Raw genomic sequence first — 26,341 nt, 5'->3', positions numbered from 1 at the left:
GTCAAACGTCGGCCGTCTTGCCGTCGCGGAGAAAGGTTCACCATGTCGTCCTCACTGTCGTCCTCACTGTCGTCCTCACTGTCGTCCTTGCTGTCCCCGAACTAACGCCAACACGGCCCGCGGCCGCATCAGCTATCCCTGCCAACAACTCCTCAACTCCTCACGCGTCTGACCCACCACCACACCGCGATAACCAAGTTCTGACCGAGAAACCAACGACCACCCCACATAGGCCAGACCAAGCTCCCGCCGAAATTCATGAACCGGGACACGCGGTTAGCAATTATTGATCGAGCTACTCCCGTGAAGCGATGACGTTCACGGAGATTGTCGAGGTCACGCTGAAGGGGTAATCCATAGCTATCGTTCATTGCGCCGATGAAGACGCCGATACGACGCTCACTCGCAACGGCCGGAATTATATGGGCACCGTGAAATAGCTCCCAGGCGAGTTCCCGGGCCAGCCGCTGCCGTGGATCGGTAAGTTTGGCTTCGCGGGGCGAGATGTTGAAAAAGGAAGCATTAAACTCAGAAATATCGTCCAGATACCCGGCATCGCCGTGGGCTTGGCTGTCGTCGGCCGCGCCCGGTGGCCGTAACGGCTGGTGGTTGCCGGGCAATCGGCTGGCAGGCATGGGGCCGACGGCATCGACGCCGTCGCCTAGAAGGGTCCACAAACCGGCGGGCCCGGCCGCCCTGGGGAAGCGGCACGACATTCCCGCAACAGCCACATCGGACATGGGCATCGACGCCTTTCGAACAGATTGGGTGGTTCGCAAGGTAATACATTGCACTGCAATTCTTCATCCGTTGAGAGCGTCGACCCCCGATATTGCTCCAACAAAACCGAGAGGCTTTACTTCGGCGGGGAGGTCCGGGCTTGTTATGTCCTTTTATGTCGTTATAGGTGCATGTAGGACATATGTCTTTATATGTCCGCAGGGGTCTTTATAGGACATATGTCTTTATGTGTCCGTATAGGTATTTTTAGGCCATATGTCTGTTTATGTCCCAACAGTGTCCGCGACACTGACGGGGGCGGCGTCGACGCGCGGCTGTCCGCCGCGGATGTGCTGGGGCCGCGATTCCCGAGTCCAGACTTGCTGGCCAGCGCGCCGGCACTCTGTGAACGGGCAGAGCCTTAGGCGCAGGGCCACGCCGCTCGTCGAAGCATGCCCCGCCCGTGGTAGCGCACGTGCATCGTCCCTGGCCGCGATCTATAGGGGATAGAGCTCCGGCAGGTTGACCACGATGGCCTCCTGGGTGCTGCGTGCGATGACGACCTCCGCAGGTGTGTGCGGATCGGGGTTTTCTTCACGGTGCGGCAGATACGGCGGGACGAAGATGTAGTCGCCGGGGGCGGCGGAGATGCGCACCTCGGCCACGCCGTCATGGAAGACGAACTCCGGATGCCCGCTGCGCACATAGATTGCGGTCTCTGACTCGCCGTGATGGTGGTTGGCTGACAAGGTGTTCGGGGAGACCGCGGTCTCGCCCATCCACAGCTTCTGCGAACCGACCGAACGTCCGGTTAGTGCGGCGAAGCGCCGCATTCCTTCCGATTGTGCGGTGTCGGAGCTGATGTCGGCCGCTTTGACGTGATGTACCCGGCTGCGGGTCAATTCCCTGGCCGTTTCGTCGAAGTCAGCTGCGAGATCGGGGTGGAACCCATCCGAGGTGCCCATAGTGTCCTCCTTCCGTCCGCTGCCGGCCACGCTGGAGCCGTCGCGCCGATCCATAGTGACCAGCCTAAGCACGTGCCGCCGTCGCCGCGGGCCGCCGCATGCGCGCGCCCCGCGGCACCCGCTGCCGGATGATCTCTGCCTTCAGTGCCTCGGCGAGCTGGGTGCCCGCGGGCACGCTACCGCGCGATCTGCGCAGATCGGCCGCATCCAGGCCGAACTTGAACCTTGTCATATAACGTATTAAAACGTCTTATGACAAGATCGTCAACGTCGGCGGTCTCACCGTCGCGGAGAAAGGTCCACCATGTCGTCCTCGCTGTCGTCCTCGATCGCAGTCATTGCCCGATTCATGCCCCGTCCCGCATCCTGGGACGCCGTCCGGAATCTGTTGGAGGGCATGACCACCTCAACCCGGGCCGAAGCGGGGTGCCGTGCCTACGACCTCTATGAAGACCCCGACAGCGGCGAACTAGTGCTGCTTGAGCGATACTCCAGCCGCGCCGCGCTCGACGAACACCTCGACTCGGCGCACTACCGGACCTACCGGGAACGGTTGGCCGGCTTGCTGACCTGGCCGGTCGACGTGACGGTGCTCGCCCCGCTCAACGAGGCTTCCGTCTAGACGGCGCCTGGGCGGCTACGTCGGTCAACGAAGACGTCGGGCGACCAAGACGTCGTCGTGCGTGTGCTGAAGTTCGGCGCCGGCCGGCGTATCGCGGGGCCGTCGACGGTCGACGCGTACGGCCCACCCGTCACCCAGCATTGCCGCAACGTCGTCATGGCTGAGGTAGTCAGCGGGGTCAAAACCGTACGACTTCGCCGCCTCCACGTCGACGTCGGCATGGTGCACCACGAGGAGCGTTCCTCCGGCGGCGACCGACCCCAGAAGGGCCTTGCCGGCGTGGTTCTGCGGCGAATGACGCAGGGCCGGGTAGAACGCGGTGACCAGAGTGAAGCCGCCGACGGGCAGCCGAGCGTCCTGCAGTCGCGCGTGCACCCAGTTCACCTGGACTGCGGCGCGTCGGCCTTCTCGTGCGGCACGGTCGAGTGCGACGTGCGATACGTCGAGCGCCGTCACGTCCCAGCCGTGAGCGGCAAGCCAGATTGCTTCAGCGCCTATGCCGCAACCGATATCGAGCGCCTTGCCCGGTTCCAGATCGCTTGCCTCGTCGATCAAAACGGCATTGGGGTCGATGCTGGGAACTTTCGGCATCACTTCGGTGTAGCGCTGGTCCCACTGTGCGGCGAGAGTTTCGGAGGAATCCGCCGGACCTGTCATGACAGGGATGATGCCATCCCGTTCCTCGAAGCATGCCCCGCCTGTGGTGGTGCACGTGCATCGTCGTTGGCCGCGATCTATAGGGGATAGGGCTCCGGCAGGTTGACCACGATGGCCTCCTGGCTGCTGCGTGCGATAACGACTTCCGCGAGTGTGTGTTCGGGGTGGAACCCATCCGAGGTCGCGCCGACGCACAGTGACCAGCCTGAGCACGTGGCGGTGTCGGCGCGGGCCGCCCGCTGGGGACTACTCTGTCAAGCATGGTCGGCACGGTGGTGGTCTGGATGATCGCGGTGTTCTTTGTGGGCATGGGCGTGTACGGACTGGCCGCGCCGGCCGCGCTGGTGCGGCCATTCAACATCACGCTCGGCGGGGCCGAGTCGCGGTCGGAGGTCCGGGCCGTGTATGGCGGGTTCGGTCTCGCGATCGCCGCTGTGCTGGGGTTCGCGGCGGTGCATTCCGGGGATGTGCGGTGCGGCATTCTGATCGCCGTTGGGGCGGCGATAGCCGGAATGGCGTTTGGGCGCCTGGTATCCGCGGTGGTGGATACCCGGACCGCGTTCTACCCCAACTGGTTCTACTTGCTGGTCGAGAGCGCCGCGGCGGCAGCGCTTTTCGCAGTGGCAGCTACGGGCTGAGCGCGACCGACGCCTCGGCGGTGTAGCACAGGAAGGTCAGCGTTTCCTGCAGGTAGAGCGCTACGGTGTCGGCGTCATGGCTGGTGTATCCGATCGAGACGTCGGTGCCCAGGTGCAGGTCGAAGTCGCCGCCGCGGGTGGTCAGCACGAATGCGCCGTCGATGGCGGGTGCCCAGATGATGTCTCCGTCGACCAGGCGGTTCAGGTGCTCGCGGATGGGATATCCGTGGTCGGATGTCTCGCTGACCTTCGTGTACACCTCGGCACACAGCAGCACCGAGTACGGACCGTCGACACCGGCCAGCCGCAGCTCGGACAGCGCTTGCGAGATCACGTCGGGAATGTCACGGGGGTCCTCCGGCAGCGTCAGCGGCGGGTTTGAGCTGGCGCTACGAATGCCCTCAATAGACGCCGCGGCGTAGCCTTCGAAGATCGTTCGGTCCTCGACGAACGCCAGCTTCTTGGCGGCCGCTTTGACCGGGTCCCAATCGGAGTCGTTGGATCCGCGCTCGACGTCGTCGATCTCGGAACGCGACAGGGTAAACGGAACTCGCAGCCGGACAAGGGGTTTGCTCGCCCGAAGGTGGGCAACTACCCCGTCGGTCGGTGCCGTGACGTCGATCAGCCGGCCAGTGCTGACCGCCGCGGTGACCGGGCCGTTGGGATCGCTGACGTCGACCACTCGGCGCCCGGCGATGTGACGCTTGAATGTCCGGGTAGCCTCCAATTCGATTTCGGCCCAAGCGGCTTCGGTGACCGGTGCTAAATCACGGTAGAGATTGTTCATCGGGAGGTTCCTTTCAGGCTGCCGATCGAGAGTGATCCGTCGTCGGTGGTGGGTGCCGCTGTGGGAGCTGAGGCCTGGGCTTGGGGCAGCGGCGGGGGAGCGTCGAGGAAGTCGATCGTGGGGCAAAAGAACAGTCCGCCGGTCTTTGCGGTCGAGAAGTCCAGAATCCGATCGGTGTTGCCCGGCGGATCGCCCAGGAACATGTTGCGCAACATGTGCTCGGTGACTTCGGGCGAGCGCGAATAGCCAATGAAGTACGTGCCGTATTCGTCCGTGCCGACGGTGCCGAACGGCATGTTGCGCCGGATGATCTTACGTTCGGTGCCGTCGGCGTCGGTGATGACATTGAGCGCGACGTGCGAGTTGGAGGGTTTCACGCCGTCGGAGAGTTCGATGTCCTCGAGCTTGGTGCGGCCGATAACGCGTTCTTGCTCAGTGGCCGACAGCGAATCCCATGACGCCATGTCGTGCAGGTACTTCTGCACGTGCACGTAGCAGGAACCCGCGAAGTCTGGATCCTCCGCGCTGATCGTGACGGCATCGACAGCGGTTGGTCCGGTTGGGTTTTCGGTACCGTCGACGAACCCGAGCAGATCGCGATTGTCGAAGAACTGGAAGCCGTGCACTTCGTCGACGACCGTGACCGCGCCCGCCATTGATTTGAGGATGCGTCCGGCGAGCTCGAAGCACACGTCGAGCGCCTCGGCCCGAATGTGGAACAACAGGTCCCCGGGAGTGGCGGGTGCGGTGTGGCGGGGGCCTTTGAGTTCGGCGAACGGATGCAGCTCCGCGGGCCGCGGACCCGAAAACAGCCGGTCCCAGGCCTCGGAACCAATCGAGGCAACCAACGACAACCTCTTGCTTGGGTCACGGAAACCGATTGCGCGCACCAGGCCCGAAAGATCCGGTAGCGCATCGTGCACCGTGGCTTCGCCACCGCCGTCGATCGTGGCCACGAGGAAGATCGCGGCCGATGTCAACGGCGCGAGAACGGGTTGCGGCTGAATTTCAGGCACGCAGCTGACCCTAGCGGTAGTCGCGGCGGCGCCGGCAGCCATGATGGTGACCATGTCCGGCGGGCAGCAGCAACGCGAAACCAGCATGTCGGCGGGCGCCGCAGGTCTATGCGACTTCATCGACGCTTCTCCGTCTCCGTTCCACGCCTGCGCCACGGTCGCGCAGCGGCTCCTCGACGTCGGGTACACCGAGCTGCGCGAAGCCGACCGCTGGCCGGACCGACCGGGTCGATATTTCACCGTCCGCGCCGGCTCCCTCGTAGCGTGGCGCGGCGGGGACCATCAGGGGGCGCCAAACCCGCACGCCCCGTTCCGGATCGTTGGCGCGCACACCGATAGCCCGAACTTGCGGGTCAAACAGCACCCGGACCGGCTGGTCGCCGGTTGGCGGGTGGTGGCGCTGCAGCCCTACGGGGGCGCGTGGCTGAACTCGTGGCTGGACCGTGACCTCGGCATCAGCGGACGATTGTCGGTGCGCGACGGCGCGGATGGCACTGCGGTCTCCCACCGGCTGGTCCGGATCGATGATCCGATCCTGCGGGTTCCGCAGCTGGCCATCCATCTCGCCGAGGACCGCAAGTCCCTCACGCTGGACCCGCAACAACACGTCAACGCGGTGTGGGGTAGCGGCGACCAAGCCGGTTCCTTCCTTGCCTATGTGGCCCAGCGCGCCGACGTGGCGGCGGCCGACGTGCTGGCGGCCGATCTCATGACCCATGATCTGACTCCGTCGGCGGTGATTGGGGCGGACGCGAGTCTGCTGAGTGCTCCCCGGTTGGACAACCTGGCCAGCTGCTATGCCGGGATGGAGGCGCTGCTGGCGGCCGAGCCCGGCGCTGGTCAGGCCGTGCCGGTGCTGGCGCTCTTCGACCACGAGGAGGTCGGCTCGACGTCGGATCACGGCGCGCAGTCGAACCTGCTGACCACGGTGCTGGAACGCATCACCCTCGCCGCGGGCGCGGGCCGGGAGGACCACCTGCGGCGCCTGCCTGTGTCGCTGCTGGCCTCCGCCGACATGGCACATGCCACCCACCCCAACTACCCGGATCGGCACGAGCCCGGCCATCGGATCGAGGTCAACGCGGGACCGGTGCTGAAGGTGCACCCGAATCTGCGGTATGCCACCGACGGACGCACCGCGGCCGCGTTCGAGCTGGCCTGCCGGCAGGCCGGGGTTTCGTTGCAGCGGTACGAACACCGGGCTGATCTGCCGTGCGGGTCGACGATCGGGCCGATGGCGTCCGCGCGCACGGGAATTCCGACAGTCGACGTCGGTGCCCCCCAATTGGCGATGCACTCGGCGCGGGAACTGATGGGAGCTCACGACGTGGCCGCCTATTCGGCAGCACTGCACGCGTTTCTTTGCGGGTGAGCTTTCCCGAGGCATAGCGTTTGTGGCTATGGCACTCACCGTAGAAATGGTCACCTTCGACTGCGTCGATCCTGAGAAGCTCGCCAGCTGGTGGGCTGAGCAATTCGGTGGTACGAGCCACGCGCTGGCTCCCGGAGAGTTCATTACCGTGAACTTGGCCGACGGTCCCCGGCTCGCATTCCAGCGGGTGTCCGACCCCACGCCCGGAAAGAATCGCCTGCACCTCGACTTCGGTGCCGCCGACGTGGACGCCGAAGTATCGCGGCTGACCGCAGCCGGGGCAACCGAGCTCGACAGGCAAAAGTTCGGCGACGCCTTCCGCTGGGTGGTGCTAGCGGATCCCGACGGCAACGTGTTCTGCGTCGGGGGTCAGTAACCGGGCGGGTCGGTAAGGCCGAAGAGTGCTCGGCAACCGTCGAAACCGTCCACCTGGACCTCGGCGGCGCGGTGGCGCCGCCACTGCTCGCGGGTGAGCCGGAACCGCGCCTGTTCCGCCATGACTCCGTCGCGCGGCACTCGGTCTACACCATCGTCTTCGTAACCGAGGCGCCGCGACACCGCGATAGAGGCCGGATTGTCGGTAAACGATGCCGACGTGGCCAGCTGGGCGCCGAGGTCAGAAAACGCGAAATGCAATGCTGCGGCACGCATCTCGGTGCCATAGCCGCGCCCTTGGTAACCCATCCCGAGCCACGATCCGGTGTCGACCTCGCGCGTGACCGGGAAGTTCTTGGCGATCAGGGCCTGCACGCCGACCGCCTTCCCGCCGACCACGACGGCCAACGGCAGCTCCCAGTCTTGCGGGGTGAACCGGGCGAGCTGCCGCCAGATGTACGACAGGGTGTTGAACGGGAGCTGAGCGCGGGGCGCTCGCGTCCACGGGACCGCGAACGGCATCCGATCGGGTTCGTGAACTCCATTCAAGATGGTGTCGATCAGCTCGTCGCACAGTTCCTCGGTGGGCAGTCGCAGCTGCAGGCGCGCGGTGGTGATCCGCAGGTCGAACAGCGGCCAGTGACGAGACATGGTTCTATTTTGAGCCCTAGTCTCCGGGCCGCTGTGTGCGAAGTCAGCTCAACGACGGGTGGACCTAGACTATCTGCGTGACGTCTGGGCTCACTCACACAATCGACACTGTCGACCATGCCGCAACCACCGGCGACGAACCGCAACCCTTTGCCGAGCTAGGCCTCAAAGACGACGAGTACCAGCGGATTCGCGAAATCCTTGGGCGTCGGCCGACGGATACCGAGCTGGCGATGTACTCGGTGATGTGGAGCGAACACTGTTCGTACAAGTCCTCCAAGGTGCACCTGCGCTACTTCGGCGAGACCACTACGGACGAGATGCGAACCGCGATGCTGGCCGGGATCGGCGAGAACGCCGGGGTCGTCGATATCGGCGACGGTTGGGCCGTGACGTTCAAGGTGGAATCGCACAACCACCCGTCCTACGTCGAGCCGTACCAGGGCGCCGCGACGGGTGTCGGCGGCATTGTCCGCGACATCATGGCCATGGGTGCGCGACCGATCGCCGTGATGGACCAGCTTCGGTTCGGGGCGGCCGACGCCCCCGACACTCGCCGCGTGCTCGACGGCGTGGTCCGCGGTATCGGCGGTTACGGCAATTCGCTGGGCTTGCCCAATATCGGTGGTGAGACCGTCTTCGACGCGTGCTATGCGGGCAACCCCTTGGTCAACGCACTCTGTGTCGGCGTCTTGCGCCAGGAAGACTTGCACTTGGCGTTCGCGTCGGGTGTGGGCAACAAGATCATCCTGTTCGGCGCGCGGACGGGCCTGGACGGCATCGGCGGTGTGTCGGTGCTGGCGTCGGAAACCTTTGGCGGAGAAGCCGACGCGGGCGCGGCGCGCAAGAAGCTACCATCGGTTCAGGTCGGTGACCCCTTCACGGAAAAGGTGCTCATCGAATGCTGCCTCGAGCTCTATGCCGGTGGCCTGGTCATCGGGATCCAGGACCTCGGGGGAGCTGGGTTGTCCTGTGCCACATCGGAGTTAGCGTCAGCCGGGGACGGCGGAATGGCAATCCAACTCGATACCGTTCCGCTGCGCGCCAAGGAGATGACGCCTGCCGAGGTGCTCTGCAGCGAATCACAGGAGCGGATGTGTGCGGTGGTGGCGCCCGAGAACGTAGAAGCTTTTCTGGCGGTGTGCCGCAAATGGGACGTTTTGGCCACTGTGATCGGTGAAGTCACCGATGGCGACCGGCTGCGGATCACGTGGCATGGTGAGACCGTCGTCGACGTGCCGCCACGCACCGTCGCCCACGAGGGCCCGGTGTACCAGCGCCCAGTCGCGCGACCCGAATCCCAGGACGCCCTCAACGCCGACCGTTCGTCGGGATTGCCGCGGCCGGCCACCGGCGACGAACTGCGGGCGACTTTGCTTGCGCTGCTGGGTAGTCCGCACTTATGTAGCCGCGCGTTCATCACCGAGCAGTACGACCGATACGTGCGGGGCAACACGGTATTGGCCGAGCACGCCGACGGCGCCGTCGTGCGCATCGACGAAACGACGGGCCGCGGTATTGCGCTGTCGACCGACGCGTCCGGCCGCTACACCGCGCTCGATCCCTACATCGGTGCCCAGCTGGCATTGGCCGAGGCGTACCGCAACGTTGCCGTCACCGGTGCCACCCCAGTCGCGGTGACCAACTGCCTCAACTTCGGATCACCCGAAGACCCCGGCGTCATGTGGCAGTTCGCCCAGGCTGTGCGCGGACTGGCCGAGGGCTGCGTGGCCCTCGGCATTCCGGTGACCGGCGGCAACGTCAGCTTCTACAACCAGACCGGGTCTGCGGCGATCCTGCCCACGCCGGTGGTCGGGGTGCTCGGCGTGATCGATGACGTGCATCGGCGCATCCCGACAGGTCTGGGCAGCGAACCCGGGGAAACCCTGATGCTGCTGGGCGACACCCGCGACGAGTTCGACGGCTCCGTGTGGGCGCAGGTGACGGCTGACCATCTTGGCGGGCTGCCGCCCACGGTCGATCTGGCGCGCGAAAAGCTGCTGGCCGATGTGCTGCGTTCGGCATCGCGCGATGGGTTGGTGACCGCGGCACACGACCTGTCCGAAGGCGGGCTGGCTGCGGCCGTGGTGGAAGCCGCACTGGCCGGCGAGACTGGTTGCCGCATCGTGCTTCCCGAAGAACCCGCACTAGACCCCTTTGTGACGCTGTTTTCGGAGTCGGCCGGCCGGGCGCTGGTCGCGGTTCCCCGTACTGAGGAGAGCCGGTTCCGTTCGATGTGCGAGGCGAGGGGACTGCCCGCCATCCGGATTGGCGTCGTTGACCAGGCGTCGGATGCGTTAGAGGTGCAAGGCCTCTTCACGGTATCGCTGGCGGAATTGCGCGCGACCTCTGAGGCGGTGCTGCCACGATTCTTCGGATAAGCCGGATTCAGGCGGTAGGGCTGGCCGCCGGCCTGGTCGGCTGGAGCTTCGCCAGCCCCCGGCTGCCCGCGCCGTGGCGGGCACCGCTGCAGGCCGGCGTGGCTGGCGTGCTGGTCCTGATTACGCGCGCGCCGCTGGGTCTGCGGCCACCACGGTTGTGGGCGGGCTTGCGCCTGGGCTCGGCGGCGGGAGCGGTGGCGGCGACGGCGATTGCGGCAACGACACCGGTGCCGGTGGTGCGGCTGTCGATGTCCGCGCGCGAGCTGCCCGCGTCGGTGTCGTCCTGGCTGGGACTGCACATACCGCTGGGCACCGTGTGGGCCGAAGAGGCCGCATTTCGCGGAGCGTTGGCCACCGCCGGAACCCGGGCCTTCGGTCCGGTTGGCGGGCAGCTGCTCCAGGCCGGCGCGTTCGGCCTCTCCCACGTCGCCGACGCACGCTCCACGGGCGAACCACCGGTGGTGGCTGTGCTGGCCACCGGCGTCGCGGGTTGGCTGTTCGGTGCGCTGGCCATCCGTTCCGCCAGCCTGGCCGCACCGATGCTGGTACACCTGGCCATCAACGAGGCCGGTGCGGCGGCCGCGCTGACCGTTCAGCGACGCTGGCGTCGTGGAACAGGCTCATTACGCTGATGATGAGCGCGGCCGCACTACTCGCGGAATTGCTCATCACCGGGGATCTTTGAGCGGGTCGACCGCTTGACCAACTCTCATTTCACGTGGACGCCCCCAAACACCCAACCCCGCGATTACTACCTCGATAGGATCAGCCAGTCGAAATTCGAAAGCGCTGCGCGTCAACCTATCCAGTCCCTCAACGCGCGCAACCACGGCTAGAAAAGGCGGGCCAGATAGAAGTCATCCCGGCATTGCCCGGGGTAATCCACAGCGCGAATCGATCCGCCGCAGACGGGAGAACTTCATGACCGAGCCGGTGCAGAGACACTTCGACCGTACGGTGCTGCCGCTACCGGATACGCCCGTCGGGGGAAAAGTCGCGCCAACCGTTGGCGAAAGCGTCATGCCGCGGATCGAGCCGATTCGACCGCCTGATGGCGCCCCTAACGTGGTCGTTGTATTGCTCGACGATGTGGGATTCGGTGCCACGGCGACGTTCGGCGGCCCAGTTCCCTCACCAACCGGCGATGCGTTGGCGAGTGAAGGCCTTCGATACAACCGATTCCACACGACGGCCCTGTGTTCGCCTACACGAGCCGCGCTGCTCACTGGCCGCAATCACCACGTGGTCAACACCGGAGTCATCACCGAGTTCGCAACCGGATACGACGGCTACAACAGCATCATTCCGAGATCGGCGGCAACTGTCGCTGAGATACTGCGGCAAAACGGCTATAGCACAGCAGCGTTCGGGAAATGGCACAACACCCCGGCGTGGGAGGTGAGCCCGGCGGGCCCATTTGACCGGTGGCCCACCGGGATGGGATTCGAGGAGTTCTATGGATTCATGGGCGGCGAAGCCCACCAATACAACCCGGGCCTTTACCACGGCACGGCGCCGATCGAACGACCCGAGGAGGCCACAAACTATCACCTCACCACTGACCTCGCCGATCGGATGATCAGCTGGGTGCGCCAGCAGCGGTCTATCGCACCGGACCGTCCGTTCTTTGCCTACTGGGCTCCGGGCGCCACCCATGCCCCCCATCAGGTCGCCCCTGAGTGGAGCGACGCGTTTCGGGGGCAGTTTGACCAAGGGTGGGATGCGCTGCGCGAAGAGACGTTTGCTCGCCAAAAAAAGTTGGGCGTGATTCCCGACGACGCACAGCTGACCCGCCGTCACGACAGCATTCCGCCGTGGGATTCGGTGTCAGCGGATCGTCAGCGCATCGCCGCACGGTTGATGGAAGTCTACGCCGGATTTCTCGCGCACACCGACCATGAGATAGGTCGAATCGTGGCGGCGCTCAAGCAGCTTGGCGAATGGGACAATACTCTTTTCATCTATGTCATCGGTGACAATGGCGCTGCGCCGGCGGGGGGAATCAACGGCGTTTTCAATGAGATGGTGACCCTCAACGGACTCCAGGAGCAGACGGACGTCGTGTTGTCCCATCTCGACGACTTCGGAGGCCCCAAGGCCAATAACGAGTACCCCGTGGGCTTTGCGTGGGCCACCTGCACACCATTTCAGTTCACCAAGAAATTCGCCAGCCACTTTGGCGGCACCCGGAACCCGATGATCGTCACGTGGCCCGATCGGATCACCGAGGGAGGCCAGGTACGTAGTCAGTTCCATCACGTTGTCGACATCGCACCGACCATCTTGGAGGCGACGGGCATCCCGGCGCCGACCGTCGTCAATGGCGTTGAGCAACAGCGCTTTGACGGAATCAGCATGCTCTACACTTTCAACGACGGGCAGGCCACCGGCCGCCGGCAGACTCAGTATTTTGAAATACAAGGCATTCGTGGGCTATACCACGAAGGTTGGTTTGCCTGCACCTATCACGGAAAGATTCAATGGAAGCCCGGAAAGCTACCGGCGTTCTCCGATGACCGCTGGGAACTTTACGACCTGTCCAGCGACTACAGCCAGGCCGTCGATTTGGCCGAACACCATCCCGACAAGCTTGCCGAACTCAAGGCGTTGTTCGATGTCGAGGCCGAGAGGAACTGCGTATTTCCCCTTGACGACCGCGGGCCCATGCGAGTGCTGGGGGCGCGGCCCACGATCTGGGGAGACCGAACGTCGATGTCCCTGTCCCAGGGGATGATTCGCATGCCCGAGGACATAATTCGCGCGACCCTCAACCGGTCCTACTCGATCACCGCGAACATCGAGACTCCCGGCGACCAGCTAGCCCAGGGCGTGTTGCTCGCCGCTGGCGGCTATTTCGCAGGGCTCTCGCTGTACGTTCAGGACGGTCTGCCGAAATTCACCTACAATTACTTCGGCTCCAAGTACACGACCATCGCCGCGTCGACCCAACTGGCCGCCGGTGAGTCAACCATCGCGATCGAATTCGACTACGACGGTGGTGGTCTCGGTTTGGGAGGGCTAGCCCAGTTACTTGTCAACGGCGCAGTGGTATGTCAGGAGCGTTTCAACGAAACCGTCCCGTTTGGCTTCAGCGGCGACGAAGGCGTCGACATCGGCATGGACAGCGGTACCCCGGCCGCCAACACTTACCACGGCACGTTCCCGTTCAACGGAACTATCAGCGAGGTGACCATCCAGCTGCGCTGACGCCATCGCACGCCGATGAGCTTTGGTCTACTGCTACAGGTTTGCGGGCGCGGGCAACCGTTCCTAGACACTGACCGAAACCGGATTTGCCTTGGTACGCGGCTCCGAACCATGCTGGGCCGCACGGCGTTCCGCGTTCTTAGGCCCCGGGTCTGAGTCGAATGTCCCGCTATCCGGTTCAGACGCGGCCGATGGCTGGCTGAGGGCAGAGGTCACCGATGCGGCGACGACGACAAGCATGGCCAGCGCGCGCAGCCAGCCAAGATCCTGATGCAGCACCAGCCAGCCCGCCAGGCCGGCGACCACGGGTTCGAGGCTGAGCAGGACGCCGAACGTTTGGGCGCTCAAGCGGCGCATCGCGGCGAATTCCAGCGAGTACGGAAGCATCGACGACAGCACCGCCACACCCAACAGAGGGAACAGCTTCTCTGGCTCCCCGGCTAGTGCGGGCAATGCGGGCACCCCGAATGGGAGCACCGCGATGGCGCCGATGAACATGCTGATGGGCAGGACGCCCTGGCCGGACAGCTGCCCAGTGGCGTACTTGCCGGCCAAGATATAGAACGCCCAGAAACACGCCGCGATGAGCGCAAACACCACCCCGAGTAGGTCGGGGTGCACCGCGGATTTCGCGCTGTCCCAGCTCAGGGCCACGATGGCGGCTGCGGCCACCACCACACAGCCCAGATCGCGCTGTCGACGCGAGAGTGCCGCCGCGAGCACGAGCGGCCCGGCGAACTCGATGGTGACGGCGACGCCGAGTGGAATGCGGGCAATCGCGGCGAAGAAGAAACCGTTCATGCCCGCGAATGCCACCGCGAACAGCACTGCCGATGTCCACTGTCGGTGGTCCCATCCGAACACGCGGGGCCGATGGACTGTCATCAGTATGGCGGCGGCAAGGAGCAGCCGCAGGCTGGTGATGAGTCCAGCACCGAAGTGAGCCAGCAGCGGCGTCGCTATTGCGGAGCCCAGCTGTAGTGAAATGCACGAACCCACGATCATGAGAACGGCCGACGGTGTACGAGATGGCGCCATGCTTCGAGAGTGTCAGTCCCCGATTGAACAATCCAGCGAATGATTCTGATCTAAACTAGTAAGTAAATATGGCGAGTATCGAGGGGGCGGGGATGCTGAATTTGCAGCGGGTGGTCGTCCTGCACGAACTGCAGCGGCGGGGCACATTGGCTGCGGTAGCTAAGGCGCTGTCCTACAGTCCGTCGGCCGTCTCACAGCAGCTGGCGCAGCTTGAACGTGAATGTGGGATGGCCCTGACCGAACCTGTCGGCCGTGGTGTGCGGCTGACCGATGCGGGCGAGGCGCTCGTTGAGCACACCCGGCTGGCCATCGCCTCTCTCGAGCGCGCGGAGGCGCTGCTGGCAGCCAGCCAAGGGCGGGTGGCTGGTCGGCTGCGGGTCGCGGCCTTTCAGACGTTGCTGCTGTCGCTGTTGCCCGAGGTGCTTGATGCGCTGTCGCGTGACTACCCTGATTTGCGAGTCGAAGTCGCGCAGCGCGAGGCTGATGAGGCGGTCTCCGGACTGTTGGCCGGCACTTTTGACGTGGTGTTAGCGGAGGAGTATCCCGGTGGGCTGCTGCCGCCCAACCCGAGTCTGGATCGCGTTGACCTCAGATGTGACGAGATGTTTCTCGCGATGCCAAGGACAGGTCCCTTCAGCGACGCGCTGACGCTGTCTGAGCTGGAGTATGCGTCCTGGGCACTGGATCCGGAGCCTACGGCGCCTGGCCGCTGGGCGCGGAGTGTTTGTCGTAGTGCCGGTTTCGAACCGGATGTGCGTTTCGAAGGGGTCGATCTGCTGGTGCATCTTCAGATGGTGGAGGCGGGGCTGGCGGTTTCTATCCTGCCCGCGCTGCTTGGGAAAGATCGAATGCGGCGGGTGCGGCTTGCGCCGTTGACTGGTTCGCCGAAACGGCAATTGTTCACGTTGACCCGCACATCGCGAACAGCACACCCCGCGGTCGTGGCGTTCCGCACCGCGCTGGCGAAGGGCTTCGACGCACGCTGAGGCCGGCGATCTGACACGAATATCCCGACGATCGCGCGCCGCTCACCGGCCCGACCCAAACGTGGGGATCTCTTCTCGGTCACACAGCGCAAGCAAGCCGGATTGAGCTGCCGAGCCAACCGATCGAATTCACGATGCCCGAAAGCCGCTAGCAAATAGCCAGAGCCCTAGACGTAGACCTCATCGCCACCCTTTTCACCACGCTCCAGAGAGGTCTACCAGTGCGAAAACCTCGGATACGAGCCCCTCCTACTCTCTCGAAGACGCCGGACTAAGCCGTTGAGAGACCAGCGCCGCCGTGGAAAAAGAGCCGCTACCCTCCTCTCGAGGAGCGCGAGAAACGCGGCGAAGATTGGCTCCACATCGAGGGCGTGATCTCACTCACCTTCACTACCTAGCGAGAGAGGAGCGCGCATGGGGTCACACTCCGGATTCGAACCGGCGGCCGCCTACCGCATGATGGTGCGGATGCGCCTGGTCGAGGAAGCCCTGGTGCAGGCCTGGGTCGACGGCCTTGTCCCCGGGGAGTACCACTCGGGGATCGGCGAGGAGGCGATCAACGCGGGCGTGTTGATGCATCTTGACGGACGCGATGCGCTCGCGCTGGATCACCGCAACACCGCTCCGATGGTCGGCAGGGGCGTGGACCCGTTGTCGCTGATGCTGGAGCTCCTCGGCTCCGAGAATGGCATGAACCGTGGAATGGCCGGGCACATGCACGTGATGGATCCCGAACTGCGCGCCGCCGCGGACGGCATGGTGGGAGCAGCGGGCCCGCTGGCGGTCGGCAACGCGGTCGCCAACACGATGCTGCGTCCAGGCAGGGTGGCGATCGCCTTCCACGGCGAGGCAGCCATGAACCAAGGCATGTTGATGGAGTCGTACAACATGGCTGTCGCGTGGCGACTGCCGGTGATCTTTGTGTGCAAGGACAACAAGTGGTCCATCACGACGTACTCCAGCGACGTTACCGGCGGCACCCCGATCGACCGAGCCCGCGGATTCGGGTTGAAGGTCGCGCGAGCCAACGGTAGCCGCGTCGAGAGCGTCTATGCCGCGGCCGGTGAGCTGATCGCCCGAGCCCGTGCGGGGAAAGGACCCGGTTTCCTGTATGTGACCTGCCACCGTCCTGGGGGGCACTTCGAAGGTGATCCGCTGGTCCGTCTGCTGACAAACCCGGGACGCCAAGCGCAGGTGTGGGGTCCGGGCATGAAAGACGCGGTGCTTTCCCCCGAGGGCGCCACCCTCGGTCCGCGTGCGGCCGCGTTGAACCTGCTCACCAAGCGGGGTGTTCGGGCCGCCCGGGATTGGAAGCTGCGGTCACGATTGGATCCGCTGCGGCGTGGCCGCCGGCGGGTGGGCCAACACGCCGCCGCCCAGATCGAAACGAGTGAAGGACGGGAGATCGCGGAGGCGATCGAGACCGCCAAAGCCGCGATCGGCACTCGGCGAACATTCGGCGTCAGTTCAGGGGGTGCACGATGACGGTGATGCGCTACGGCGAGGCGATCGACTACGCGTTGGGTCAGGCGATGGCGGCCGACCCGCGGGTCGTGACCTGGGGCGAGGATGTCATGTTGATCCGTCGCGAGCTCCTGGGGCGGTTCGGGCCGGAGCGGGTGCGCGACACCCCGATCAGCGAGTCCGCATTCTTGTATGCCGGCATCGGCGCCGCCATGGGTGGTCTGAAACCGGTCGTCGAGTTCACCATGATCGACTTCGCCGCAGTCGGTTGGGCGGGAATCGTCAACGGCATCTCGAAGTTCAAGGACTTCTCCGGCGGCCGGTGGGAGATCCCACTCGTAATCCGGGCAGGCTGCGGTGGCTGGTATTCCGACGGCGGCCAGCACGAGCAGACCTTCTGGGGTCAGCTCGCCGCTTACCCGAACACCACGGTCGTCTGCCCGTCGACACCAGCCGATGCCGCCGGGTTCATGCTTTCGGCTGTGCAAGACGACGGCTTCGTGGTGTTCCTCGAGCACCAGCTGCTGTCCGAGCAGATGCTGGACTTCCTCGGCGGCGACAGCCGCGACACCGTCGACTTCAGCGGCGTCGTCCCGGCCGACGGGGCGCAGGGTGAGGTGTCGACGCCGATTCAGCCGGCTCCGTTCGGGCAGGCCGTGCTGCGACGGAGTGGCTCCGACGTCGCGTTGGTCAGTGTCGGTGTCGGGGTGCACCGCTGTTTGGAGGCGGCCGAGTCGTTGGCCGCGGACGGCGTCGAGGCGAGCGTGTTAGACCTGCGCAGCGTCTTCCCGCTAGATCGTGAGGCGATCTTGACGCAGGCGACCAAGGCTGGCCGCGTCGTCGTCGTCGACGAGGACTACCTGCGCGGCGGGCTCACCGGTGAAGTCGCGGCGCTCCTGCTCGAAGCCGGCACACCGGCGAAGTACGCGCGGGTCGCTGTCGAGCGCACCATCCCCTTCGCGCCCCATCTCGAGTACGCCGCCCTACCCAACGCCGAGCGCATCACCGCCGCCGCCAAGTCCCTCGAATGATGCCGACAAGCACGACGAACACCCGCAGGGAGCCGCCGCTGAACCAGATCGCCATCAGCGTGCGCGACGTCCAGCATTCGCAACGGTGGTACCGCGACATCTTCGGCTACCAGGAATCCGGTGGAACCTACGCCTTCATTCCCTCGCTGGGATCGGCCGACGTGCAGGGAGTTCCGGACGCCACCAGCGTCTGCTGGTGGCTGATGGACCAGCAGGACTTCTTCCAGATCGAGCTTTTCCAGTTCAGCAAGCCCACACCTGAGCCGGTGCCCGCCGACTGGCGCCCCTGCGACATCGGCTACTCGATGGTTGGAATCCACGTTACGGATTTCGACGCCACCCTCGAGCGCCTCGCCCGCCGCCGCGTCGACCTGCTGTCGGAGCCGATTGGCCCCGCCGGCATGCGCCGAGTATGCGTGCGTGATCCCGACGGCGTGCTGCTGGAAATCATGGAGGACGACCCGAGAGCCGCCGACCAGCGTGCACGTCCGCACCACGTCCCGGTGGCCACGCGGTTCGTCACCGTATCGGTACCCGACCTCGAACAGGCCCGGCACACGTGGATCGAGGTGCTCGGGCTGCCCGAGGAACACGATGTCGTGCTGCACACTCCCGAACACGAACGCCTATGGGGGCTGGCGGGTTCGGCTCGCGAGTCCTTCCTGCTGCGTGCCCACGACATCTTCATCGAGGTCGTGCATTACAGCGAACCACGGGGAAAACCGTGGCCAAGGAGCTATCAGATCAGCGACTACGGATTGCTCAATGTCGCGCTCGGTTTTCGCTCCCTGCCCGAGCAAGAAACGATGGTCAGCCGCTGTATCGAAGCAAACATCAGGCCCAATTCCACGAAACCCACCCTGCTCAAGAAGCTGTGGTACGCCTGCTACGTCAATGACCCGATGGGCTTCTCCATCGAGCTGCTCTACCACGCCAAGGCCGGTGTCAAACGCCGGGTCAACCCGGCCAACCTCCTCGAGCTGGGTTTCGTGCCCCGACAGGCGCCTGTCATTCGGTCGCAGGCCGAAGCACTGTCGGCGGCACCGCCACAGCAGGTCTGGGATGTTCTCGTCGACCACGAGAACATGGCGAGCTGGTCACGATACGCCCGCTCGGAGGTGCTCAGCCGAGCCGTCGACGGCGAGGAAGCGGGGACCGTTCGCAAGCTCAGCGGCGGTCCGCTGGGACTCGGCGTAACCGAGACCATCGTCGCCGCGGAACGCGCCTACCGCCTCGAGTACACCGCGGTCGGCGCACCCGGTATCAGGTTTTTCCACGGGTTCGTCACCCTGGAGCCGACCATGGGCGCAGGAACGAAAATCACGTGGGAGGCCCAGTTCTGTTCGGCTATGCCCGCTGCGGGCAAAGCCACCTCGTCCATGCTCAAAGAGCTCGCCCGGGGCCTCGCAGCGGAGGCCGAGAAACCGCCCATCGCGATCTGAGCATCCACCCGCCACGACTCCATCACCGCTGCTCGCCAGCTCCAAGGAAGGTCACCCCAATGAGGGCCGTTCTCGCCGACATCGCCATACCCCGCTATCTGTACACCGCTGCCGCGCAAAAGCTTCCCCGCGGCCGCGGCAAGAGTGCCGGCTGGAGTTCGGGCGGAATTATGCGCATGCTGCATGACGAGCCCACCCCCAGGCTGCCTTCGGCGCCCGGATGGGTCCGACTACGCCCCGAGCTGTCATTGATCTGCGGGTCCGATGTTGGCCTCGTTCACGCGAAGATCTCGCCGGTGTTGTCCGCCTACTACCCGGAGACCAAGCAGATCCCCGGCCACGAGTTCGTCGCCGTCGTCGACGAGGTCGGGCCCGGGGTCAGTCGGGTGACCGAAGGCGACCGGGTCGCGGTGGACATCGTCATGAGCTGCGCGCAGCGCGGCTTTGACCCGCCGTGCCGCAGCTGCGCGTCCGGCAGGCCGAACGTGTGCGAGCGTTTTGACCAGCCCGGTGTAACCGGCTGCGCGGCGGTTTCCCTAGGCTTCTGTCGTGCGCACGGCGGAGGCTTTGCCGAATATGCCGTCGCGCACGAGTCCCAGCTGTACCCCATCGGGGACCTGCCGTCGGCACGTGCCGCGCTGACCGAGCCAGCCTCGATCGGCCTGCACAGCGTGCTGCACTGGAGCGGCAAGGGAGAACGTGCCGTCATCATCGGTCCCGGAGCCATCGGCCTGCTCACCACGGCCGCGCTGCGCCGCCTGTACCCGGAGCTCAACATCTCCGTGGTGAGTCCGGGAGAATTCGGTAGCGAATGGGCACGGAAGGTGGGCGCCGATCGTGTCCTGCCGGCCGGGCCCGCCGCGGTGACGACACTGGCCGAACACGATGGGGGACGCTTGCTCCATCCCACCGCGACACCGGGATCACCCAGCATCCCGATCCTCGAGCAGGGTGTTGACCTGGTCATCGACACCATCGGCGCACCGGAGACCATCGACATATCGCTGCACATGGTGCGCCCCAAGGGCATGGTGGTACTCGCGGGCGCCGCCGGCGAGCAGAAAATGAACTGGTCGATGGTATGGAAGCGAGAGATCACCGTCCAGGGCACCACCGACGCCGGGCCAGAACCTGCTCTGGGCGGGCGGCACACGTACGAGCAGGTGCTCGAGTGGCTCGCAGACCCCTCCTACCCGGTCGACGGCATGGTCACCCACACCTACGAGCTCGGTGACTGGAAGCGCGCCTTCCAGACCGCATCCAACGGGCCGGCGGCCCAAGCGGTCCGGGTCGGGCTTCGGCCCAATCCCGACCTTGCGCTGGTGTCCTGATTCGAGCAACCCGAGTTGGCGCCACCGCAGCCGGCCTCATCGAGGATCCTGAATAGATCCGGCTGGCTGACAACACGTTCGGCTCGCTGCGGCAGCGCGACAAGTCCGAGACCGCCGCACAGTGCGGCTACAATTGACACGTTGCCCGTACGCAACGACCACTCGACCGAGGGGGTTGGCACCTCAGGTGCACAGACTTAGGGCCGCGGAACACCCGCGGCCGGATTACATTCTTCTGCACATCAGCGACACCCACCTCATCGGCGGGGATGGGTCGCTCTACGGCGCCGTGGACGCCGATGGCACCCTGGGCGAGCTGCTTGACCAGCTGCAACACACCGGATTGCGCCCCGACGCGATCATCTTCACCGGCGATTTGGCCGACACCGGCGAACCGGAGGCGTATCGCAAACTCCGCGGCATGGTCGAGCCCGTTGCCAAGGAGCTGGGCGCTCAACTGGTCTGGGTGATGGGCAATCACGACGACCGGGCCGAATTGCGCACGTCGTTGCTCGACGAGGCCCCGTCGATGGCGCCGCTGGACCGGGTCTGCATGATCGACGGCCTGCGCATCATCGTCCTGGATACCTCGGTGCCGGGGCATCACTACGGCGAACTCAGCGACTCCCAATTGGGTTGGCTTGCTGAAGAATTAGAGACCTCCACGCCACACGGCACCATTCTGGCGCTCCATCACCCGCCGATTCCCAGTGTCTTGGACCTGGCCGTCACGGTCGAATTGCGCGACCAGGCCCGCCTGGGTCGGGTGCTGCGGGGTAGCGACGTTCGCGCCATCCTCGCCGGGCATCTGCACTACTCGACCACCGCGACCTTCGTCGGGATTCCGGTGTCGGTCGCTTCCGCCACCTGCTACACCCAAGACCTCACGGTTGCCGTCGGAGGAACGCGGGGCCGAGACGGTGCCCAGGGCTGCAACCTGGTGCACGTCTATCCGGACACCATTGTGCACTCCGTGATTCCGCTGGGCGGGGGCCACACGGTGGGTACCTTCGTTTCCCCGGCACAAGCCAAGCGGCAGATCACTGAGAGTGGGATCTTTATCGAGCCCTCGCAGCGTGATTCGCTGTTTACCCACCCTGCGATGGTGCTGGCGTCATCGGCACCGCAACCTCGGATGGACTGACGTCGGCTGCGACTCGCTCCCAGGGAGCGGGAATAGGGAAGTACCGCTCCAGGAAGCTGATAACCCGTTCGGTGCGCTCGGTCGCGGGGACTTCGGGAAAGCTGCCGTCGTTGAGGCAGAAGAAGTCGTAACCGCGTCGTTTCCGCAGTTCGGGAAGCAGATCAAGACCCGAATAGCTGGTGGTGTCCACGTAGCGGACCTTGGCCTTTTCCTGCTGAACGGCGCGTCCGGTCATCAGCGCGTAGTAGTGGTAGAAGGAGTTTGTTACCGAGATATCGGTGCCCGAGCGGAATGCGCTGGCCTGGGTGCGAGCGAATTCCTCGGGGAATTCCCGCTCCATCTCGGTCAGCACGCTCTTGCGGAGGGGAACCGCCGTGTGCTCGAGGTGGCGGGTGATGTACTGCCCGAAGCGCTCGAAGAGCAGCTGGCGGTTCACTCGGGCCGCATTCTCAAAGCCACTGCGCATGGGATCGTTGGCGCCGAGCCCGATCCGGGTCTTGGCCTCGATGAACTTGGTGACACCTCCCGGGGAGAAAAACATACTGGCCTTCAGCGGCCGGCCGAAAAACATGTCGTCATTGGAGTACAGGAAATGCTCGCTCAGTCCTGGGATGTGGTGTAGCTGGCTCTCCACCGCGTGCGAGTTGTAGGTCGGCAGCGCCGCCCGATCCGAAAAGTGATCCTCGGCAGGAACAATGGTGATCGTCGGATGCTCGGCCAGCCAGGGCGGTGGGGTGGAATCGGTCGCAATGAAGATGCGGCGAATCCACGGAGCAAACATATTTACTGACCGCAGAGCGTATTTCAACTCGTCAATCTGCCGGATCCGCGCTTCGGCGTCGTCGCCCTCACCCACCACGTACCCCGACATCTGCGCGGCACGACGCGCCTGAAATTCCGGATCACTGCCGTCGACCCAGGAGAACACCAGATCGATGTCGAACGTCACGTCGCTGGCATGCGGTGTGAACATCCCCGCAAACGTCGGCCATTTGTAGCCGTACAGCTTGACCGTTGTCGGCGATATCTCGTTCCGCGGTAGCACTTTGCGGGTGAGGGAGTTTTCCACCGGGCAGTGGATCAGGGTCTCCTCGAAGGCCCAGAATTGCAGCTCGACGCCGAACGCGGGACCGTAGCGAAATCCGCCCGGAGCGATCCTTCGGCGATACAACCGCACAATGCGGGGATCGGCCGACTGCGAGAGTTGGCCATTGGCCAGCAGGACCGGGGAAAGCCCTTTCTCATCAAGGGTCTTGGCGTACATCGGTTCTGTCGCACACGCGGCCGTCAGGTTGCGCTCGACCACGGGCCGCTGTTCGATATCGACAGCGAGAATGGGCCGACCCTTGTGGTTGCGGATCAGCAGGAAGGGAATGTTGGCACGGTTCAGTAGCTTTCGCAGAAACACCAGATCTTCGATCTGGGCCTCATAGGGCGTGAGGCCCGATTCCAGGCGCGCGATCTTGCCCCGTCTGGTGACGATGATGGGGGTAGGGACGCGCTGCGCGGGTCGACCCCCACCGCGCGAGTAGCTCTTCGGCATGGGGACACCGCCTTAGTTCGACGGCAACCCGGGACCGTGAGGATGTCACAGTCCGGGCGCCGCTGCAGGAGAGAGAATCTTCATGGACATCAACCCGGGTTGACGTCGTGCCGGCACGGCCAAGACTTTCGTCAGACCCGTCAGCCCGACACACCATTGTAAGTCATTGTAAGTCAAAGGGATTAGCGCGCCGGCTGGACATCTACTGGCAATGTTTCCGTTGCGGCTGCGCCACACGGTGTTAAGTTGCGGCGGGCCGCGGGCTTCCTGGCGGGCGCCGCGGTGCCGGGCCGCCGTCGAGCTCGGCTAGACCTGACCTCGGTCAGGCCTCCGGTTTGGGGCCTGCCCGTTTGCTCCGCACTTCGCGGAAAACCGCGATTCCCATCGCCGTCAGGATCACGACCCCGATAACAAAAAGCACCGTTTGCCAAAGGTAGTTGAACCCGCCCCTGGCATAGACGCCGAGGCGGTCACCGGTGTCCCACGCCTCCGTCGTACCGCCTAGCGCCAGCTCTTTAGGTCCGTTGTGGATCCGCACGTCGTCTCGACGCCTGCTGCCGTCCGCGGCGACCCACGACCCGCTGAGGTGGCACGTTTTCTTGGGCTGCCCGTACTTGTCCCTCGTGTTTGTGGTCCGGAATCTGTTCGGATCTACCTGGCATGGTTTACGTTCGGCGGTGAACGTCCCCACCACGCCCCAGCCGAGCTTCGCGCGCCAGGCCGGGATCACATCCTGGCCGGGAATCCAGACCAGGGCGACACCAATTCCGATGACCAGGAGTACGACGAAGACCTCGAGCGGGGAGACTCGAGCGCTCTTGGCGCTTCCCATCGTGCACATGCTAGCTCCGAAGGGGCACCGGCCCTGCAGGGATCGCTTCTTGAGATCCTGGGGGTATGGCAGCGCGTCATGGTGCCGATCCGGCAAAGACTCGGCAAGCCGTGTTGGCCGTTGCCGATTGGTTGCGGGATGAGACGCATCCGGTGCCGGACCGCGACGCGCTGGCGGCTGCGGTCCGGCTCACGGTGCGCACGCTCGCTGGGCTGGCCCCCGGCGCCAGTGTCGAGGTCCGGATCCCACCATTTGCCGCGGTGCAATGCGTTCCCGGTCCGCGGCACACTCGTGGCACACCGCCCAACGTCGTGGAAACCGATCCGCGGACCTGGTTGCTGGTGGCCACCGGGCTGTTGCGGCTGGCCGAGGCGGAGGCCAGCGGCGCCCTGAGCCTGTCCGGCCCGCGGGCCGCAGAAATCGACGGTTGGCTGCCGCTCGTTGTCCTCGCTGAGCTTTAGGCTGGCCGAGCTGCGTTTTTAATGCACTGAGGCAACGCTCAGACAGTTTGCTGAAATGCAACACGCGAGGAGGATTGGGTGGCGGGGCGGTTGTGGTCGTAGACTCCGTATACGTCACCAACCGCGCCCCAGGGAGCCGCCACACCGTGACCGCTCAGCAGCCCGAACAAGACCTGAATTCTCCTCGAGAAGAATGTGGCGTATTCGGGGTCTGGGCCCCGGGTGAAGAAGTCGCCAAGCTCACGTACTACGGCCTCTACGCGTTGCAGCATCGCGGCCAGGAGGCCGCGGGGATCGCAGTCGCCGATGGCTCTCAGGTGCTGGTTTTCAAAGACCTCGGGCTCGTCAGCCAGGTTTTCGACGAACAGACCTTGGGCGCCATGCGTGGCCATGTCGCCATCGGGCACTGCCGCTACTCGACCACCGGTGACACGACGTGGGAAAACGCCCAGCCAGTGTTCCGCAACACCGCCGCCGGCACCGGGGTTGCGTTGGGGCACAACGGGAATCTGGTGAATACCGGCGCGCTCGCCGCGCGCGCCCGCGAAGCCGGGTTGATCGGCACCCGCTGCCCGGCACCGGCGACGACGGACTCGGACATTCTGGGCGCGCTGCTGGCGCACGGTGCCGCCGATTCCACCTTGGAGCAAGCGGCGGTGGATCTGCTGCCAACCGTGCGCGGCGCGTTCTGCCTGACGTTCATGGACGAAAACACACTGTATGCGTGCCGCGACCCGTATGGAGTGCGGCCGCTGTCGCTGGGACGGCTGGACCGGGGCTGGGTGGTGGCCTCCGAAACCGCTGCCCTGGACATCGTCGGTGCCTCGTTCGTCCGTGACATCGAACCGGGGGAGTTGCTGGCGATCGACGCCGACGGCGTGCGGTCCACGCGCTTCGCCAACCCCACACCCAAGGGCTGCGTGTTCGAATACGTCTACCTGGCCCGCCCCGACAGCACCATCGCCGGTCGGTCGGTGCACGCAACCCGGCTGGAGATCGGTCGCCGCCTGGCCCGGGAATGCGCGGTCGACGCCGACTTGGTGATCGGCGTGCCCGAATCCGGCACGCCGGTCGCGGTCGGATACGCCCAGGAGTCCGGCATCACCTACGGGCAGGGCCTGATGAAGAACGCCTACGTCGGGCGTACGTTCATCCAGCCGTCGCAAACCATCCGTCAGCTCGGGATCCGGTTGAAGCTGAACCCGCTCAAAGAGGTGATCCGCGGCAAGCGACTCATCGTGGTCGACGACTCGATCGTGCGAGGCAATACTCAGCGCGCCCTGGTGCGAATGTTGCGCGAAGCCGGTGCGGTGGAGGTGCACGTGCGCATTGCGTCGCCGCCGGTGAAGTGGCCGTGCTTCTACGGCATCGATTTCCCGTCGCCCGCCGAGTTGATCGCCAACGCCGTTGAGGACGAGGGCGAGATGCTGGAGGCGGTGCGCCACGCCATTAATGCCGACACCCTCGGGTACCTCTCGCTACGCGGTTTGATCGCCGCTACCGAGCAACCGGTGACGAGGCTGTGTGCCGCCTGCTTCGATGGCACGTATCCGATCGAGCTGCCCAGTGAGACCGCGCTGGGCAAGAACGTCATCGAGCACATGCTTGCCACAACGGCACGCGGGGCCACCCTGGGCGATCTCGCGGCCGATGAAGTCCCGATCAGGGGCTGACGAGG

Annotated in this window: 24 protein-coding genes and 2 pseudogenes; 15 read left to right on the top strand and 11 right to left on the bottom strand. The window is 65.0% G+C overall.

Features of this window, described 5'->3' with window-relative positions; all coding sequences use genetic code 11:
- Positions 1-152: 152 nt before the first annotated feature.
- The 3 genes and pseudogenes from F6B93_RS19745 to F6B93_RS19735 all read right to left on the bottom strand — a co-directional run.
- Entirely contained in the window at positions 153-740 is a 588-nt protein-coding gene (locus tag F6B93_RS19745; RefSeq protein ID WP_211696582.1) for a beta-ketoacyl synthase N-terminal-like domain-containing protein, read from the bottom strand.
- A 477-nt stretch (positions 741-1,217) separates the two neighbouring features.
- Positions 1,218-1,685, bottom strand: a complete 468-nt coding sequence (locus tag F6B93_RS19740) for a cupin domain-containing protein (RefSeq protein ID WP_211699625.1) — start codon at positions 1,683-1,685, stop codon at positions 1,218-1,220.
- A gap of 97 nt (positions 1,686-1,782) precedes the next feature.
- Positions 1,783-1,917, bottom strand: a pseudogene (locus tag F6B93_RS19735) (Rv0792c family HTH-type transcriptional regulator); the annotation flags it as partial.
- Between the two features lie 84 nt (positions 1,918-2,001).
- On the opposite strand from F6B93_RS19735, the gene F6B93_RS19730 reads away from it, so the two are divergent.
- Positions 2,002-2,307 (top strand): putative quinol monooxygenase, encoded by a 306-nt coding sequence (locus tag F6B93_RS19730; RefSeq protein WP_211699624.1) that lies wholly within the window; start codon positions 2,002-2,004, stop codon positions 2,305-2,307.
- Between the two features lie 24 nt (positions 2,308-2,331).
- On the opposite strand, the gene F6B93_RS19725 is transcribed toward F6B93_RS19730, so the two are convergent.
- Both F6B93_RS19725 and F6B93_RS19720 read right to left on the bottom strand, forming a co-directional pair.
- A complete protein-coding gene (locus F6B93_RS19725) occupies positions 2,332-2,964 on the bottom strand; it encodes a class I SAM-dependent methyltransferase (protein WP_211696581.1) in 633 nt (210 codons plus the stop codon).
- A 77-nt stretch (positions 2,965-3,041) separates the two neighbouring features.
- Positions 3,042-3,122 (bottom strand): annotated as a pseudogene (locus F6B93_RS19720) (cupin domain-containing protein); the annotation flags it as partial.
- A 102-nt stretch (positions 3,123-3,224) separates the two neighbouring features.
- On the opposite strand from F6B93_RS19720, the gene F6B93_RS19715 reads away from it, so the two are divergent.
- The gene (locus F6B93_RS19715) at positions 3,225-3,602 is read left to right on the top strand and encodes a DUF4345 domain-containing protein (protein ID WP_211696580.1); all 378 of its coding nucleotides are present in this window, start codon (positions 3,225-3,227) and stop codon (positions 3,600-3,602) included.
- Here F6B93_RS19715 and F6B93_RS19710 read toward each other — a convergent pair.
- Positions 3,592-4,389 carry a family 1 encapsulin nanocompartment shell protein gene (locus tag F6B93_RS19710; protein WP_211696579.1) on the bottom strand — a complete coding sequence of 266 codons (798 nt, stop codon included), beginning with the start codon at positions 4,387-4,389 and terminating at the stop codon, positions 3,592-3,594. The two genes, F6B93_RS19715 and F6B93_RS19710, sit on opposite strands and share 11 nt — an antisense overlap.
- Positions 4,386-5,447, bottom strand: coding sequence for a Dyp-type peroxidase (locus F6B93_RS19705; RefSeq protein ID WP_211696578.1), 1,062 nt, complete (start codon positions 5,445-5,447; stop codon positions 4,386-4,388). Before F6B93_RS19705 ends, F6B93_RS19710 begins: the two co-directional genes overlap by 4 nt.
- 43 nt (positions 5,448-5,490) lie before the next feature.
- Between F6B93_RS19705 and F6B93_RS19700 the strand changes: the two genes are divergently transcribed.
- Positions 5,491-6,777: a M18 family aminopeptidase gene (locus F6B93_RS19700; protein WP_211699623.1), complete on the top strand. Its 1,287-nt coding sequence runs from the start codon at positions 5,491-5,493 to the stop codon at positions 6,775-6,777.
- A 28-nt stretch (positions 6,778-6,805) separates the two neighbouring features.
- Entirely contained in the window at positions 6,806-7,153 is a 348-nt protein-coding gene (locus tag F6B93_RS19695; protein WP_211696577.1) for a VOC family protein, read from the top strand.
- Here the strand turns inward: F6B93_RS19695 and F6B93_RS19690 are convergent.
- On the bottom strand, positions 7,147-7,803 hold the full coding sequence (locus tag F6B93_RS19690) for an acetyl-/succinyl-CoA transferase (protein ID WP_211696576.1): 657 nt from the start codon (positions 7,801-7,803) through the stop codon (positions 7,147-7,149). The two genes, F6B93_RS19695 and F6B93_RS19690, sit on opposite strands and share 7 nt — an antisense overlap.
- A gap of 77 nt (positions 7,804-7,880) precedes the next feature.
- Here F6B93_RS19690 and purL point away from each other — a divergent pair, with 77 nt between their 5' ends.
- From purL to F6B93_RS19675, 3 genes are all read left to right on the top strand, one after another.
- Entirely contained in the window at positions 7,881-10,184 is a 2,304-nt protein-coding gene (purL, locus tag F6B93_RS19685) for a phosphoribosylformylglycinamidine synthase subunit PurL (RefSeq protein WP_425518472.1), read from the top strand.
- The gene (locus F6B93_RS19680; protein ID WP_211699622.1) at positions 10,181-10,816 is read left to right on the top strand and encodes an Rv0804 family intramembrane glutamic endopeptidase; all 636 of its coding nucleotides are present in this window, start codon (positions 10,181-10,183) and stop codon (positions 10,814-10,816) included. The genes purL and F6B93_RS19680 overlap by 4 nt, the downstream gene beginning before the upstream one ends.
- A gap of 289 nt (positions 10,817-11,105) precedes the next feature.
- Positions 11,106-13,391 (top strand): arylsulfatase, encoded by a 2,286-nt coding sequence (locus tag F6B93_RS19675; protein ID WP_211696575.1) that lies wholly within the window; start codon positions 11,106-11,108, stop codon positions 13,389-13,391.
- Between the two features lie 63 nt (positions 13,392-13,454).
- Here the strand turns inward: F6B93_RS19675 and F6B93_RS19670 are convergent, their stop codons facing one another.
- The gene (locus F6B93_RS19670; protein ID WP_211696574.1) at positions 13,455-14,429 is read right to left on the bottom strand and encodes an EamA family transporter; all 975 of its coding nucleotides are present in this window, start codon (positions 14,427-14,429) and stop codon (positions 13,455-13,457) included.
- Positions 14,430-14,521: 92 nt separating this feature from the next.
- Here F6B93_RS19670 and F6B93_RS19665 point away from each other — a divergent pair, with 92 nt between their 5' ends.
- The 6 genes from F6B93_RS19665 (at position 14,522) to cpdA (ending at position 21,827) form a co-directional block, all read left to right on the top strand.
- Positions 14,522-15,415 carry a LysR family transcriptional regulator gene (locus F6B93_RS19665; RefSeq protein WP_211699620.1) on the top strand — a complete coding sequence of 298 codons (894 nt, stop codon included), beginning with the start codon at positions 14,522-14,524 and terminating at the stop codon, positions 15,413-15,415.
- A 414-nt stretch (positions 15,416-15,829) separates the two neighbouring features.
- Positions 15,830-16,900: a thiamine pyrophosphate-dependent dehydrogenase E1 component subunit alpha gene (locus F6B93_RS19660; protein ID WP_211696573.1), complete on the top strand. Its 1,071-nt coding sequence runs from the start codon at positions 15,830-15,832 to the stop codon at positions 16,898-16,900.
- Positions 16,897-17,910, top strand: coding sequence for an alpha-ketoacid dehydrogenase subunit beta (locus tag F6B93_RS19655; protein ID WP_211696572.1), 1,014 nt, complete (start codon positions 16,897-16,899; stop codon positions 17,908-17,910). Before F6B93_RS19660 ends, F6B93_RS19655 begins: the two co-directional genes overlap by 4 nt.
- Complete coding sequence (locus F6B93_RS19650; RefSeq protein ID WP_246540878.1) at positions 17,907-19,352, top strand: SRPBCC family protein; 1,446 nt, start codon at positions 17,907-17,909, stop codon at positions 19,350-19,352. Before F6B93_RS19655 ends, F6B93_RS19650 begins: the two co-directional genes overlap by 4 nt.
- A 59-nt stretch (positions 19,353-19,411) precedes the next feature.
- Positions 19,412-20,683 carry a zinc-dependent alcohol dehydrogenase gene (locus F6B93_RS19645; RefSeq protein ID WP_211696571.1) on the top strand — a complete coding sequence of 424 codons (1,272 nt, stop codon included), beginning with the start codon at positions 19,412-19,414 and terminating at the stop codon, positions 20,681-20,683.
- Positions 20,684-20,870: 187 nt separating this feature from the next.
- Positions 20,871-21,827: a 3',5'-cyclic adenosine monophosphate phosphodiesterase CpdA gene (gene cpdA / locus F6B93_RS19640; RefSeq protein ID WP_211696570.1), complete on the top strand. Its 957-nt coding sequence runs from the start codon at positions 20,871-20,873 to the stop codon at positions 21,825-21,827.
- On the opposite strand, the gene F6B93_RS19635 is transcribed toward cpdA, so the two are convergent.
- Both F6B93_RS19635 and F6B93_RS19630 read right to left on the bottom strand, forming a co-directional pair.
- Complete coding sequence (locus F6B93_RS19635) at positions 21,772-23,370, bottom strand: stealth family protein (protein WP_211696569.1); 1,599 nt, start codon at positions 23,368-23,370, stop codon at positions 21,772-21,774. The genes cpdA and F6B93_RS19635 overlap by 56 nt on opposite strands.
- A gap of 322 nt (positions 23,371-23,692) precedes the next feature.
- Entirely contained in the window at positions 23,693-24,202 is a 510-nt protein-coding gene (locus F6B93_RS19630; RefSeq protein WP_211696568.1) for a hypothetical protein, read from the bottom strand.
- 65 nt (positions 24,203-24,267) lie between these two features.
- On the opposite strand from F6B93_RS19630, the gene F6B93_RS19625 reads away from it, so the two are divergent.
- Both F6B93_RS19625 and purF read left to right on the top strand, forming a co-directional pair.
- On the top strand, positions 24,268-24,663 hold the full coding sequence (locus F6B93_RS19625; RefSeq protein ID WP_211696567.1) for a sterol carrier family protein: 396 nt from the start codon (positions 24,268-24,270) through the stop codon (positions 24,661-24,663).
- A 146-nt stretch (positions 24,664-24,809) separates the two neighbouring features.
- Positions 24,810-26,336, top strand: a complete 1,527-nt coding sequence (gene purF / locus F6B93_RS19620) for an amidophosphoribosyltransferase (RefSeq protein WP_211696566.1) — start codon at positions 24,810-24,812, stop codon at positions 26,334-26,336.
- Positions 26,337-26,341 lie beyond the last annotated feature (5 nt).

This window comes from Mycobacterium spongiae, from assembly GCF_018278905.1.
Taxonomy (GTDB): domain Bacteria; phylum Actinomycetota; class Actinomycetes; order Mycobacteriales; family Mycobacteriaceae; genus Mycobacterium; species Mycobacterium spongiae.
Note: the sequence above shows the minus strand (reverse complement) of the source record. Positions and strands in the feature narration are given on the sequence as shown.